Raw genomic sequence first — 13682 nt, 5'->3', positions numbered from 1 at the left:
GACTCACACCCACTCGACATGCGCGTAGGCGGCTGCCGCGCCTTCCAGCATTGCGAGCGCCTGACTGTCGAGCGGGTGCGGGGAGTGCAGGCGCAGGCCCCGGGTGCCGAAGCCCACCGCGTCGCGGATGACCGCGGCGAGCTGCCCGAAGCGCTCACTGCTCAGCAGCGTCACCGCCACCGTCACCTCTTCCGAGGGTGTCGCAGCCAGGGTCCAGGCGCCGAGCACCGAGGCAGTGAAGCGCTCCAGCCTTCGGGCCAGGGGTGAATTGGCGCACAGGCTCACGTCGCGAGGGTCCGCGTCGGGAAGGTCCACCCGGGTCAGGTGGGGCAGCGCGGCCAGCGCGGTGAATATCTCCGGCGCCTCGACGGTGAGCCTCCCCTGCAGCTCCAGGCTCCGCAACCGCAGTGCATGCGCGCCCAGCCGCCGGCCAATGGCGGCCCGCGTCCGGCTCAACTGCGTCACGGCATGCAGGTGCGGGTCCGCGAGCCAGGCCGCGCCTTCCGGTGGACCCGACCAGTTCCAATCGATGGCCTCCACCGTGCCCCAGGCCGGCCCGGGAGGAGGCAGCGGCTGCCGGCGCTCGACGGCCATCTGGACCGCGACGGGGAAGCCGCGCTCGAAGCGGGTCTGCGACGGGGCGATGAGCGGCCCCAACGGGGCCTGCCACGGCACCGCGTACTTTCCCAGCAGCGCGCGGACCCGGGCCTCGTCGGGCTGGGACGCGCACTGGAGCATGATGAAGTCCCCCAGCGGGTCGCCCTGCTCCAGCAGGTGGTCCGCCAGCACGAGCCGCGCGCTGTCGTCCTCCGGATGGGCATAGACGCGCGCCAGGAGCGCCTCGCGGACAGGAGCGCTCCGCGCCTCGGCTTCGGCCCGCGCGCCAATGGCCTCCTCCAGCGCGTCGACCAGGGCCCGTGTCTCCGCGTCCAGCGGCGGAAGCTCCTGCAGGGTGATGAGCTCGATGACGCCCTCGAACTGCCCGCCGTGCCGGTCCTCCGCGCCCTGGCGTGCACCCAGACGCCGGAGGGCCTCGAGGGAGCGCGAATCCCTCAGGTACATGAAGAGCCCGCAGAGGTCCTGGAGGACCTGACGGTGATACGTGACGTTGAGCCGTGCAATGGCCGCCAGCGCGGGCGTGAGCCGGGGGTCCGCGGGCCACTTGCGGAAGCCCTCGAGCTGGCGGCACAACGGCTCCACGAGCCCTTGTTTCGCCGTCTCCAGAAGCCCATCGAGCATCCGCGGCAGGTCGATGGGCCGCTGCTGCTGCATGGCGGGAGAGAAGGGCTGGCATGGGAGCCGTGGCATCCCGGCGATGAGCCGGTCCGACACCCTCTCCACGAGCGCGGCGATGCGCTCCGAGCGCGACTCCCGCCAGACCTCCAGCAGGCGCAGCAATGCCTCCTCCTCTTCGCGTTGCTCGAAGGCCGCGAGCGCGCGCGCCAGGGGACCGTTCAGGACACTCTCCGCCATCTCAGGACCACTCCACCCGCGAGTAGGGGGACGCCGCGGCCCGCAGCAGTCGCAGTGCCTCGGGAGTAGCGGAGTGAGTCACACGGACGCGCAGCGCCCGCCTCCCGAAGCCCACCGCGCCACGAAGGATGCGGGCGAGCGGCTCGACCCCGGCCTCGCGCAGCAGCGTCGCTCTGAGGGGCGCCTCCTTCGCCGTAGCGGCCACGAGCGCCCAGGCCTTCTCCACGCCGCGAGCCTCGAAGCGCTCCAGCCGCGACGCCAGGCGGGACGCCGCGCACAGCTGCACGTCCTCCGGGTCCGCATCGTGGAGGAGCAGTCGCGCCAGGTGCGGCAGCCGCTCCAGCTCGGCGAACAGCAGGGGCGCCTTCTGTGAGACGGGCCCCAGCAAGCCAAGCCGCCGCACCCCGAGTTCCCGCGCTCCAAAGCCCCACGCGAGCGTCGGCTCCACGCGCTTCAGCACCGTCACTCCCCGCAGTCTCGGGTGAGCGAGCCACGCCGCCAGCTCCGGAAACAGGGCTCCGGCCACGTCCACCTCGCGCACCGTCGCCCACTCGGGCCCGGGCTCGGGCAACGGCTCCCGCCACCGGGGGCTCAGCCGGACGGCGGCGGGGAAGCCCCGCTCGAAGCGGGTGGCCCCGGCGTCCACGTGAGGTCCGAGCGCCGACGCCCACCGCCACCCATGCTCCTCCACCAGCCGGGAGACTCGGGGTTCATCCGCGGCGGGCGAGCACTGGAGCATGATGAGCTCACCCAGCAGGTGGCCCTGCTCCAGCAGGTGGTCGGCCAGCACCATGCGCGCGGCCACGTCCCCGGGGTCCGCGTACACGCGGGCCAGCAGCGCTTCATGGGTGGGGGAGCGATACGTCTCGGCGGCCTCGCGCGCGGAGAGCGTCCGCTCCAGGGCCGCGCACGTGGCGGCGTCCTCCGCGCCCAGGGGTAGCTCGGGAACGAAGGACAGCAGCGTCATGTCCAGCCACTCGGCCTGGGCGGAGCCGGGAGACAGCGTCTTTCGCAGCGCGCGCAGCGGCTCCAGCGCGCGCGGGTCCCACATGGCCGAGAACACTCCGCAGAACGCCATGAAGACCCGCTTCTCGAAGGCGGCGGGCCGCTGCATCAGGTCCAGCAGCGGCGCGGTGAAGCGGGGGTCCGCGGGCTGCTGGCGGAACGCGCCCAGTACGTAGATCACGGTGTCCCAATGCCGCTGGTCCGCCAGTACCACGAGGTGGGCCAGGAACCGGGGCAGGAACCGGGGCAGGTCCAGCGGCCGGGGTCTCTGAAAGAGGTCCGCGTGTGTCTCGACCTGAAGCGGTGGCATTCCCCCCGTCAGTCGCTTCGACAGCCGCTCGATGAGCAGCGCGATGGGCTCGGCGCGCGACTGGCGCCACGCCCCCAGCAGGTGCGTGAGCACCTCGGCCTCCTCGTGACGGTCGAAGGCCTCGAGCGCGAAGCCGAGGAGCACGTTCAGGGTGGGAATCGCCATCTCAGCTCCACTCTACGCGCTCGTAGCCTTTCGCCGCCGCCTCCAGCACCCGCCGTGACACCTCGGTGTCATGCTCCACCCGCAGGTGGAGCCCGGCCCGGGCGCCGAAGCGCAGCGCTCCGTGAAGTGCCTCCGCGAGCGCGGTGGCGCTGTCCTCGTGCTCCAGCGTCGCCTGGACGGGCATGGGCCGCTCGGGCCTGACGGTGAGCGCCCACCCGCCCTCGTTCCCCGCGTCGAAGCGCTCCAGCCGCGAGGCCAGCGGCGACGTCGCGCACAGCGCCACGTCCTTCGCGTCGGCGTCCTCCACGCGCACGTGCTTCAGATGGGTCAGCCCGGCCAGCCGGCTGAACAAGTCGGGGCACTTCCGAGACACGGAGCCCAGCAGGCCCAGCCTCCTCAGCCCCAGCCCGCGCGCGCCCAGCCCGCGCGCCAATTCCGCGTCCAGGCGCTGCAGCACCGTCACGTGGCGCAGGTGCGGGTGTGAGAGCCAGGCCGGCACGTCCGGGAACATCGCGGCGGCCCAGTCAATCTCGCGCACCGTGGACCAGCACGGCCCGGGCTCCGGCAGCAGCTCGCGCCACCACCTGTCGAGCTGGACGACCGCCGGGAAGCCACGCTCGAAGCGGGTGATGCCCTGGACCACGTAGGGGCCGAGCGGGGCCTCCCACCGAGCCCGGTGCGCCTCCAGCAGTTGCTCGATGCGCGCTACCTCGGGCCGGGGCAGGCACTGCAGGGTGATGAACTCGCCCAGCGGGTCACCCTGCTCCAGCAGGTGGTCGGCCAGCACCATGCGCGCGGCGTCATCGTCCGGGTCCGCGTACACGCGGGCCAGGAGCGCATCGCGCAGGGGCGCGTTCCGGGCCTCCGTGGCCTCACGCTCGGTGAGGGCCTCGTCCAGCTCCGTGCACCGGCTGGAAGCGCTCGCCTCCAGCGGAGGGCCCGGATGGGGGATTCGCTGGAGGATGGCGTCGAGCCGCGCGGCCCGCGCCACGCCCGAAGCGAGCTCCCGGCGCAGCTCCCGCAGGGGCTCCAGCGCGCGAGGGTCCCCCACCTGCTCCAGCAGCGCGAAGAGCACCTCGGGGACACCCACGTCGCCGGAGATGGGCATGCGGGCAATGTCCAGCAGCACGGGCGTGAAGCGCGGATCCACGGGCCACTGCTGGAGTCCCAGCAGCGACCGGCGCACGGAGCCGGCGTAGCCCCGCTCTGCACCCTCGCGCACGCTGACGAGCAGCCGGGGCAGATCCAACGGCCGGCACTCCCGCATCGTCAGGGAGCCGGGCTCGCACTCCAGCGGAGACAGCCCCTGCGTGAGTCGCTTCGACAGCCGCTCCACCAGCGTGGCCAGTTCCTCGGTACGCGCCTCGCGCCAGGCCTCGAGCAGGCGCACCAGGGCCTCCTCCTCCGCGTGGCGCTCGAACGCCTCGCACGCGCGTCGGAGAAGGTCATTCAGGGTCTCACTCACCTCCCCAGTGTACCCGAGCGCCCCGGGCCTTCCCGAGCCCTGGCCCGTCACGCCTGGGGCGGCCGGACCACCAGCACGGGCCGGTCCGTGCGAAGCAACAGGGCCTGCGTCACCGAGCCGAGCACCGCGCGCTTCAGCCCCGAGCGCCCGTGCGTCCCCATGACGATGGCATCCACGCCAAGCCGCTCCGACGCCTGCACCAGCGTCGTCACCACGTCCTTGCCGCCTTGCGCGAGCACCTCCACCTGGACGCGCCTCCCGCCGGACTCCGCCGCCTTCGGCACCAGGGCCAGCAACCGCGTGCGCAGCCCGGCCTCCTCCGCCGCCGAGAGGCTGCCCTCCGCCACGTGGACGAGGTGCACCGTGCCCTCCGGGGGCGTCAGCGCGCAGGCGTGGGCCACCGCGCGGTTGCCCGTCTCCGAGAAGTCCGTGGCCACCAGCACCTCGCGGAACGCTGGCAGTGCCACGTCCGCCGGGGCAGCTGTCGCCTGGGCCGGCACGCACGCCACGGACATGCTCGCCAGCCGCAGCGCGTGGTGCGACACGCTCCAGAGGCGGCCCAGGGCGCGGCGGTGGTGCGAACCCACCACCAGCAGGTCCACCTTCTCCCGCGCGGCCAGGTCCACCAGGTTGTCGGCGATGCGGCCCACGCCCGCCTCCACGTGGATGCGAGCCCCCTGCCCCTCCGCGGACGCCAGCGGTGCCATCAGCGCGGCCGTCTCCTTCTCCAGCGCCTGCTTCAGCTCATCGGTGATTTCTCCGAAGGCCGGTGGCCGCGCCAGCCCCAGCCGCTGGTACTCCTCCTCCGCCCAGTACACGCGCGCGCCCACCGCCTCCACCGCACCCCAGCGGCGCAGCGTGCGCACCCACTCGCGCGCCGCCTCGAAGGGCAGCGAGCGGTCCACGCCCAGCATCACCTTCAGCGGCCGCTCCCCCCGGGCCCACGCCTCCAGCGACGCCCCCTCGCGCACCGCCAGCAGCGGCACTCCCAGCATCTGCGCCAGCCGGTCCACCATCCCACCCACGCCCAGGAAGGGCGCCTCGTACGTCGGCGCGGCCGTCACCACCAGCGAGGCCCGCTGCTCCCGGACATAGGCGTCCAGGACTGTCGCGGGCTCCCCCGTGAGCAGCGCGGGCTCCACCTTCGCGCCCAGCTTCGTCAGGCGCTTCACCTCGTCGGCCAGGGCGGCCTGGGCGGCGTCCGTCAGCGCCCGCCCGAAGGCCCGCGCGGAGTCCGCGTTCAGCACGTGCACCAGGCGCAGCGGCTCCCCTGTCTTCCGGGCGAGCTCCGCGGCCAGGGTGGACGCGCGCAGCGCGGCATCAGAGAAGTTCGTGGCGCAGACAATCGACATGGCGGCTCCTGGACTCAGTATGGGACTCGGCTTCGAGCCCGGTTCCTCTTCACCTTGCGTGCCAGCACTCACCGCTCGGCGGTGGGCGGACGAATCACCTGCTCGGCGCGCACCTCGTTCACCAGGGGCTCGCCGCGCTCGAAGGCCTGGACGCTGGCCAGCGTCGACTCGGCGATGTTCGCGAGCGCTTCGTGGGTGAGGAAGGCCTGGTGCGAGGTGACGAGCACGTTGGGAAAGGTGAGCAGCCGCGCCAGCACATCGTCCTGGAGCACCTGGCCGGAGAGGTCCTGGAAGAAGATGCCCTCCTCCTCCTCGTACACGTCCAGGCCGGCGCCGCCGATGCGGCCTGACTTCAGCGCCTCGAGCAGGGCCCGGCTGTCGATGAGCGCCCCGCGGCCGGTGTTGATGAGCAGCATGCCCTGCTTCATCCGCGCCAGCGCCGCCGCGTCCACCAGGTGGCGTGTGCCCGGCGTGAGCGGCACGTGGAGGGAGATGACGTCGGAGGCGGAGAACAGCTCTTCCAGCGGGACGTAGCGCACGCCCAGCTCCCGCTCGAAGGCGGGGTCCGGCTGCACGTCGTAGCAGAGCACCCGGCAGCCGAAGCCGTGGAAGATGCGGGCGGCCACGCGGCCGATGCGGCCCGTGCCGACGATTCCCACCGTCTTCCCGGCGAGGTCGAAGCCCACCAGCCCATCGAGGGAGAAGTTCCAGTCGCGCACGCGCGCGAAGGCGCGGTGGATGTGGCGGTTGAGGGAGAGCACCAGCGCCACCGCGTGCTCGGCCACCGCGTGCGGCGAGTACTCGGGCACGCGCGTCACGCGGATGCCCAGCCGGCGCGCGGCCTCCAGGTCCACGTGGTTGTAGCCGGCCGAGCGCGCGGCCACGAGCCGCACCCCGCCCACCTGCAGCGCCGCCAGCGTGGCCGCGTCCACCTTGTCGTTGACGAAGGAGCACACCGCCGGGAAGCCATCCGCCAGCCGCGCCGTCTGCGGTGTCAGCCGGGCCTCGAAGAAGGTCAGCGAGTGCCCGAAGCGCGCGTTGGCCTTCTCCAGCGCGTCGCGGTCATACCGGTGTGTGTCGAAGACGGCCAGCCGCATGTCTGCTCCCCTGCCCGGCTGCAAGGCCCGCCGGGCATGGCCGGTGTCACTGCAATGCTCGCTCCACACCGCCCTTCCCCCGGGGTTCTCACGGGCCGCGCAAAAGCTGCGCACGCCGGGTGGGGTCGGCAAAAGCTGCGCGCCGGCCGGGCGCCGGACGGCCAGGAAGCGAGCTTGCGAAGAACCATTTCGGGGCGCGGGAACAGGGCGGCGCCTACCTTGAGGACAGGACGTCGCGACGGGAGGTGCCATGTTCCGCTGTGCCACGTGTGGAGCGTTCAACCGCGTGCGAGAGCCGCGCCCCCAGGGCACCCCCGAGTGCGGCCGGTGCCACGGAGTGCTGGAGGTCTCCGGGGCGCCGCAGGAGGTGGATGGCGAGGCGCTGGACCGGGCCATCCTCGGCTCGCCGGTGCCGGTGCTGCTGGACTTGTGGGCGCCCTGGTGCGCGCCGTGCCGGACGGCGGCACCCATCCTGGACGCGGTGGGCCGGGCGCAGGCGGGACGGCTGCTCGTGCTGAAGCTGAACACGGACCAGCACCCGGAGGCTTCCAGCCGGCTGCGGGTGCAGGGCATCCCCACCTTCGTGGTGTTCGCGGGCGGACGCGAGGTGGCGCGGCGCAGCGGCGTCCTGCCCCGCGCGGAGCTGGAGCGGTGGGTGATGAACTCCCTGGCCCAGGGAGGCGCGGGCGCCACCGCGTGAGCCACCCGGCGCGCGGCCACGGCTCGCGAGGAGGCACGTCATGGAGGAAGGCGCGGCGCTGCTGACGGACCTCTACCAGTTGACGATGGCGGAGGCGTACCTCGACGAGGAGCTCGGGGACGAGGCGGTGTTCAGCCTCTTCACGCGGCGCCTCCCGGAGCGGCGCAACTACCTGCTGGCGGCGGGGCTGGAGGACGCGCTGCACCTGCTGGAGCACCTGCGCTTCGGCGCGGAGGACCTGGCCTGGCTCGCGTCGCAGGGGCGCTTCTCGGACCGGCTGCTCGGCTGGCTGGAGCGCTTCCGCTTCACCGGGGACGTGGATGCGATGCCCGAAGGCACGCCCGTCTTCGCCGGCGAGCCGCTGCTGGAGGTACGCGCGCCGCTGCCGGAAGCGCAATTGGTGGAGACGTACCTCCTCAACCAGTTGCACCTCCAGACTCTCGCGGCCTCGAAGGCGGCGCGGGTGGTGGAGGCCGCGGCAGGGCGCCCGGTGATGGAGTTCGGCCTGCGGCGCATCCACGGCACGGACGCGGGGATGAAGGTGGCGCGCGCGGCGTACCTCGCGGGGGTGGACTCCACGTCCAACGTGCTGGCGGCGAAGCGGTACGGGATTCCGGCGGCGGGCACCATGGCGCACAGCTACGTGCAGGCGCACGACGATGAGCTGACGGCCTTCCGTGCCTTCACGCGCGTGTACCCGGACGCCACGCTGCTGGTGGACACCTACGACACGCTGCACGGCGTGCAGCACGCGATACGGCTGGCGCGCGAGCAGGGCGAGGCCTTCCGGGTGCGCGCGCTGCGGCTGGACTCGGGCGATTTGCTCGCGCTGTCCCGCACCGCGCGCGACATGCTGGACGCGGCGGGCCTGCAGCGGGTGCGGCTGTACGCGAGCGGTGGGCTGGACGAGGACGCGGTGGCGCGGCTGGTGGCCGGGGGCGCGCCGATAGACAGCTTCGGCGTGGGCACGGCCATGGGCGTGTCCGCGGACGCGCCCTCGCTGGACATGGCCTACAAGCTGGTGGAGTACGCGGGGCGCGAGCGGGTGAAGCTGTCCGAGGGCAAGGTGCTCCTGCCGGGAGCCAAGCAGGTGTACCGGCGGGAGGAGGACGGCGTGACGTGCGGGGACGTGCTCACGCGGCGCGGGGACGTGGTGCGCGGAAGGCCGCTGCTCCGGCCGGTGATGCGCGCGGGGAAGCGGCTGCCCGGGGCCTCCCCGCCGCTGGTGGCCGTGAGGGACTACGCGAGGCGCGAGGTGGCACGCCTCCCGCCCGAGGTCCGGGCACTGGCGCCCGCACGGCCGCCGTACCCGGTGAAGCTGGGCAAGGAGCTGGAGCGGGCGCGCGAGCGACAGCTGGAGGAGTGGTCCCCCGAGCCGTGAGGGCGCTACCGCGCGCCCGGGTTCGTCGTCAGCACGCGCGAATCGTACATCCGGAGGTAGCCCTCGCCCTGGCCCGAGAGGGAGCCGAAGCCGCCAATCACCGCGATATTTCCCGTCGGGGTGAGCGTGAGACCACTGATACGGACAGGGCCCCCCGTGGGCGCCTCGACGTAGACCGCCTGACCCAAAGCGCGAGTCGTGAGGTTCATCGCCGCGAACCAGCCCCTGCCATTCTCCGTGCTGCCGGCGGACGTCTCGTGCCCGCCGATGAGCAGCGCGCCCGAGGACGAGAAGGTCTGCAGGGCGATGACGCCCGGCGAGCTCGGCACCGTCGAGTTCCACTGGAGCGTCCCACTCGCGCCAATCCACCACTGGGAGAAGCCTCCAGGGGACTGGGGGTTGTAGGACACGACGCTCGTCGCGCCCTCCGCGTTGACGGCGAAGTTGCCCCAGGACTCCGGCGTCTCCCACCGAAGGGCGCCCTCGGCGCTGTACTTCCGGTAGTAGTTCTTCACGAACACCCTCTCCCCCGGTGTCGCGGTCCGGTTGTACGCGCCGCCGGACACAAAGACCTCACCCCGGGCGTCCACCCCCATCCCGTAGGAGTAGTTGAAGTGGCCCTCATCGAAGAGCACGCTCCAGCGCTCGCCGCCCTCCGGCGAGAGGGCGATGAGCTTGAACTGACGCGAAGTCTCGGACTGGCCCAGGCTCACCAGCACGTAGACATGCCCGCTGGCGCTCACCGCGAGGCCATTCCAGCTGGAACTCTCGCCAGGCCGTGAAGAGACCCACTGCGCCTGCCCGTTCGCGTCGTACCGGGTCACCTGCCCGTAGAAGTCCGCCACGTAGATGTGGCCCTGGCCGTCCACGGCCATCTGCCCCCCGCCGCTCAGGGGAACCGACCAGCGCACCTGTCCGGTGCTGCTGAACCTCAGCAGCTGTCCGACCTCCTGGACGAGGATGTCACCGTCGGTCGCGACCGCCACGCTCCGCGGATGGGCCTCCCGCCGCACCTCCCACCGGATGGCGGAGGCAATCTCCTGGAGGGAGACGACCTTCGTCCCGTCCATGACGAGCGAGCAGCCGCCGCCCGCCGCCACGGTGCAGTCCCCACCCCAGGTGGGGAACCCCGTCGGCGCGGCCCGGAGGGTCAGCTGCGGCTTGCGGACGGCCATCCTGCACGGCTGGCCGCAGGACCACTCGTCCGCCTCGCCCGCCTCGGCCACCACGCGCGCCCCGCCGCCGGGCAGGTCCTGCACGTCCACCCAGGCCACGGCCATTCCCGTGAGGACCGCCTCGTCCACGTCGGGCGCGCCCTGCACCTTGAGGCGAGCCTCGTTCGGCCCCGCCAGCCGGGGCGTGAACTTCACCCGCACCTCGCACTCCAGGCCCGCGTCCAGGAAGCGCTCGCAGGTGTTGGTGGCGATGGAGAACCCGCTGCCCTCCACCACGACGGAGACCGACTCCACGGCATACGCGGAGGCATTGCGCACGGTGAAGAGGTACTCGGGCGAAGACTGGCCCACCTCCAGCTCACCGAAGTCGAGCGACGGCCGGTCGATGATGAGCACGGCCGGGTCCGGCTTCTGTTCGTCGGAGTCGGAGCACGCGGCGAGAAAGACAGGCGCGCCGAGCAGCAGCAACAGGGAGAGCAAAGGCTTGCGAAGCATGCGTGGCCTTCTATGCGAGCCCATGTCTGCGTGACAAGTGACAGCCTCGACCCGTCCCACGCGTGGAAGCCACACAGACGGCGCGCGTGCGTCTGTCATTGGGTGCGGAGCAGGGAGGCAGCCGCCCCCGTCCCACCGCGCCCACGGGCCGCGTCCGCGAGGGCCACGCGGGGGCGCCCTGGGAACGTGCCTTCTCCCCGGCATACACTCCCCGCTCCAGCATCCCTGGGGGGACCCATTCCATGACCGACGACCGCGGTACACCGCCTTCCCACGCCCGCGCCGCCGCCGCGATGAAGCTGCTGCTGTGGGCCCAGGTCGCCCTGCTCGGCCTCTCCACCGTCTCCCAGGTGGTCAGGGACCTCCACTCCGCCCTCGGCTCCAGCGACAGCCGCGAGTCCTTCCGGACGGCGATGACGGTGCTCGTCATGGTGAACCTCGTTCCCATGGGTGTCCTCGCGTTCGGCCTGCCACGGTTCGCCGCCGCCCTGGCGGACGCCCGGGTCCGGCCCTGGGGGTACGTCGCCGGTGGCCTCCGGGGCCTGGGCCTGGTCGGAGTGGCGGGCCTGCAGGTCCTTCCATTGATGGGGTGGAACCCCATGTCGGTGGACGCCTGGGTCCGCATGCTCCCCGGCCTCGTCCTGAAGCTCAGCTTCGCCGCGCTGCTCCTGATGGGGTGGCTGGCGGGCAGGGCGCTGCGGGCGCATCACGCGCGGGGACTGCTCCTCTTCGCCACGGGCGCGTGGGTGGTGGACCTGGCGGGCTTCTTCGTCCTGGCTCCGGGAAGCGACCTGAGCCGGGAGCTGATGAACTCGAGCTCCGCGCTCGCCAGCACGGTGAACAACCTGCGCAGCGCGGTGAGCCTCACGCTCCAGGCCGCCATCGCCGGGCTCTTCTTCCAGCTGCACACCGCGCTCGTCCGCCCCGAGGACGCCCCGGCCACGAGCCCGTCGTGGACGTCGGCCGCGAGCGGGCTCTCCCTCTACAACTGGGGCCTGCGCGGCCGCATCGCCGTGGCCATCCTGAGCGTGGCCACTCCCTGGCTCTTCTCCGCCTTCCACATGTACGGCGCCGGCGAGCTGCTCGGAGGACTCATCGCGATGGCGGCGCTCCCGTGCTTCATGCTGATGGTCGCCGGCCTCGTGCGGTACTCGCTCCGGCTGGAGGTGCCCGGCGCCGCCACCCATTCCCAGATGGCGCTCGGCTTCATGCTGGTGGCGGCGACGCTGCTCCTCACGAACAGCCTCCAGTCCTTCCGCGGGTTCGAGCACGGGCCGATGTCGGGCCCCATGTTGAGCACGGGGGTGGCCGGGGCGCTCAGCTTCGTCGCGGTGCTCTTCCTCCTGGCGTCCTTCCACCACGCGGCCACGGCGAGCCAGGCGGCGGAGCTCGCCCGGAGCGCGTTCCAGGTGGGGCGCCTGCTCGCGGTGTCCGGAGGTGTCGCCATTCCCCTCGTGTTCTTCGACACGGAGCAGGGCGTCCTGCGAGTCCTCGCCGCCGTGGCGTGGCTCGGCGCGCTCGTCGGCACGGTGCGCTTCATCGTCCTGGTGGGCCGGATGGCGGTGCACCTGCGCGGGGGAGCGTCCTCCGCGCCCGAGGCGAACCTGTTCGCGCGCACCTGAGCCCACGGCCCGACGCCGCCCCTGCCTGAACGGGCCAGGCGGGCACTGCTGCCTCACGTCCGGACGTGCCAGCGGCCCCAGCTCCAAGGTCCTGGGGCGCGGCACGGGAACCGGGGTGACACAGCAGTGCCCGCTGGACCGCCTCCCGACCCCCTCGGGAGTAGCGCGCGCATGGGAGATATGTGCCACGCGGCGCCCGCCCGTTGCTCACGGTTCCGTCATCATCACCTCCAGATGGAGGCATGACGCCGCCCGGGCTCCGCTGACGCCAGGAACGCGCAGCGCCTAGGAACCGGCGTCGGCCGCCTCCGCCACGCAGTGTCCCTGCTTGCAGCGGGGCACGAAGGACGGGACGGCACACTGGCCGATGCTGGCGCAGATGGGAGACTCGCTGCAGTAGCGCAGCAGCTCCGCGTTGGCCTTCGTCTGGAAGTCCGCTCGGCCGGCGGAGTTCACCATGGCCGGGGGACACTGCCCATAGCTCGCGCACCGGCCGTTGACGGTGGCCGCCACGCAGTCACTGTCCTGCTGGCAGCTGTCGCGCTCCGTGCGCAGGCTCTCCAGCGCGCAGAACACCGTCTTCAGGCGAGGGCAGTGGTAGTCCTCGTTGGCGCACCCCGGATACGTGTACGTCTCCTGGGGGTGCAGGGGCAGCGAGCAGGTGGCGTTCGGACACTGACGTTGGTCCGTCGAGCCCGCCGGGCAGCTCCAGCTCCCCTCCGTGCACACCGGCTGCAACAGGATGTCTCCACACCCCTCGCAGCATGTGGGCTTCTCGGCCGCCACGCACTCCACTGACACCGGACCGCCATCCCCTGGCCCCGCATCCTTTGTGCCGTCCTTGGAGTCAGTCCCACTGCAGCCCAGCCACGCTCCCACGAGCAGCAACAGCGCCAGCTTGCGCATCGACATACCTATCTGTGTTGTGGGCCCCGGCCCCGAGCATCCTCGCTGGAAGCGGTGGCGCCGCCAACCAGAGCTTGCCGGATGTGTTGGCTTGCCCCGCGTCCCAAAGCTGAACGGCGGTCCAGCGCGAACGCCCCACTGCCAATCAGCGCCTGCGTCACCAGCGCGAGGATGAGGAAGGCCACGTACTCCCAGCCGCCGCCGGAGTTGGTGAACATCCACCCGTTGGCCATGTGAGGCTTGAGCGCGCCCAGCATCACCGGCACCAGCCCGAGCGCCACGAGGCGCGTGCGGAACCCCGCCAGCAGCGCGAGCCCACCGAGCAACTCCGCGAAGAACACCGGCAGCGCGGTCCACCCGGGGAAGCCGTGCGCCTCGAAGAATTGCGCTGTACCCGCGAAGGTGAAGATGAACGCCTTGGCCCCCGCGTGCGCGAGGAACACCGCGCCCAGGGCAACGCGAAGCACGGTGGCGCCCGCCTCCCGGGCAACGGAGGAGGACAGAGCGGTTTCGATGCGGCTCATGACGGTGACTCC

At 72.3% G+C, this 13682-nt stretch carries 11 protein-coding genes; 3 read left to right on the top strand and 8 right to left on the bottom strand.

Going from position 1 to position 13682, the window contains the following annotated elements; translation table 11 throughout:
* Window positions 1–3 precede the first annotated feature (3 nt).
* The 5 genes from G4D85_RS14765 to G4D85_RS14745 all read right to left on the bottom strand — a co-directional run bounded on the left by G4D85_RS14765 (window position 4) and on the right by G4D85_RS14745 (window position 6867).
* Window positions 4–1473, bottom strand: coding sequence for a TIGR02996 domain-containing protein (locus G4D85_RS14765; protein ID WP_164012315.1), 1470 nt, complete (start codon window positions 1471–1473; stop codon window positions 4–6).
* A 1-nt stretch (window position 1474) separates the two neighbouring features.
* Window positions 1475–2953, bottom strand: a complete 1479-nt coding sequence (locus G4D85_RS14760; protein WP_164012313.1) for a hypothetical protein — start codon at window positions 2951–2953, stop codon at window positions 1475–1477.
* A gap of 1 nt (window position 2954) precedes the next feature.
* Window positions 2955–4418 (bottom strand): TIGR02996 domain-containing protein, encoded by a 1464-nt coding sequence (locus G4D85_RS14755; RefSeq protein ID WP_164012310.1) that lies wholly within the window; start codon window positions 4416–4418, stop codon window positions 2955–2957.
* A 47-nt stretch (window positions 4419–4465) separates the two neighbouring features.
* Window positions 4466–5770: a universal stress protein gene (locus G4D85_RS14750; protein ID WP_164012308.1), complete on the bottom strand. Its 1305-nt coding sequence runs from the start codon at window positions 5768–5770 to the stop codon at window positions 4466–4468.
* A gap of 68 nt (window positions 5771–5838) precedes the next feature.
* Complete coding sequence (locus G4D85_RS14745) at window positions 5839–6867, bottom strand: 2-hydroxyacid dehydrogenase (protein WP_164012306.1); 1029 nt, start codon at window positions 6865–6867, stop codon at window positions 5839–5841.
* A gap of 250 nt (window positions 6868–7117) precedes the next feature.
* Between G4D85_RS14745 and G4D85_RS14740 the strand changes: the two genes are divergently transcribed.
* Together G4D85_RS14740 and G4D85_RS14735 are read left to right on the top strand one after the other, a co-directional pair.
* Complete coding sequence (locus G4D85_RS14740) at window positions 7118–7567, top strand: thioredoxin family protein (RefSeq protein ID WP_164012305.1); 450 nt, start codon at window positions 7118–7120, stop codon at window positions 7565–7567.
* 40 nt (window positions 7568–7607) lie between these two features.
* Complete coding sequence (locus G4D85_RS14735; protein WP_164012303.1) at window positions 7608–8948, top strand: nicotinate phosphoribosyltransferase; 1341 nt, start codon at window positions 7608–7610, stop codon at window positions 8946–8948.
* Between the two features lie 5 nt (window positions 8949–8953).
* Here the strand turns inward: G4D85_RS14735 and G4D85_RS14730 are convergent, their stop codons facing one another.
* Window positions 8954–10618: an NHL repeat-containing protein gene (locus G4D85_RS14730; protein WP_240359269.1), complete on the bottom strand. Its 1665-nt coding sequence runs from the start codon at window positions 10616–10618 to the stop codon at window positions 8954–8956.
* Window positions 10619–10860: 242 nt separating this feature from the next.
* On the opposite strand from G4D85_RS14730, the gene G4D85_RS14725 reads away from it, so the two are divergent.
* Window positions 10861–12240 carry a hypothetical protein gene (locus G4D85_RS14725; RefSeq protein ID WP_164012299.1) on the top strand — a complete coding sequence of 460 codons (1380 nt, stop codon included), beginning with the start codon at window positions 10861–10863 and terminating at the stop codon, window positions 12238–12240.
* 285 nt (window positions 12241–12525) lie between these two features.
* On the opposite strand, the gene G4D85_RS49425 is transcribed toward G4D85_RS14725, so the two are convergent.
* Together G4D85_RS49425 and G4D85_RS14715 are read right to left on the bottom strand one after the other, a co-directional pair.
* Entirely contained in the window at window positions 12526–13152 is a 627-nt protein-coding gene (locus G4D85_RS49425) for a hypothetical protein (RefSeq protein WP_240359268.1), read from the bottom strand.
* Window positions 13153–13154: 2 nt separating this feature from the next.
* Window positions 13155–13670 (bottom strand): DoxX family protein, encoded by a 516-nt coding sequence (locus G4D85_RS14715; RefSeq protein ID WP_164012296.1) that lies wholly within the window; start codon window positions 13668–13670, stop codon window positions 13155–13157.
* Window positions 13671–13682: the final 12 nt, after the last annotated feature.

Origin of the sequence: Pyxidicoccus trucidator (assembly GCF_010894435.1) — a bacterium.
GTDB lineage: Bacteria > Myxococcota > Myxococcia > Myxococcales > Myxococcaceae > Myxococcus > Myxococcus trucidator.
Note: the sequence above shows the minus strand (reverse complement) of the source record. Positions and strands in the feature narration are given on the sequence as shown.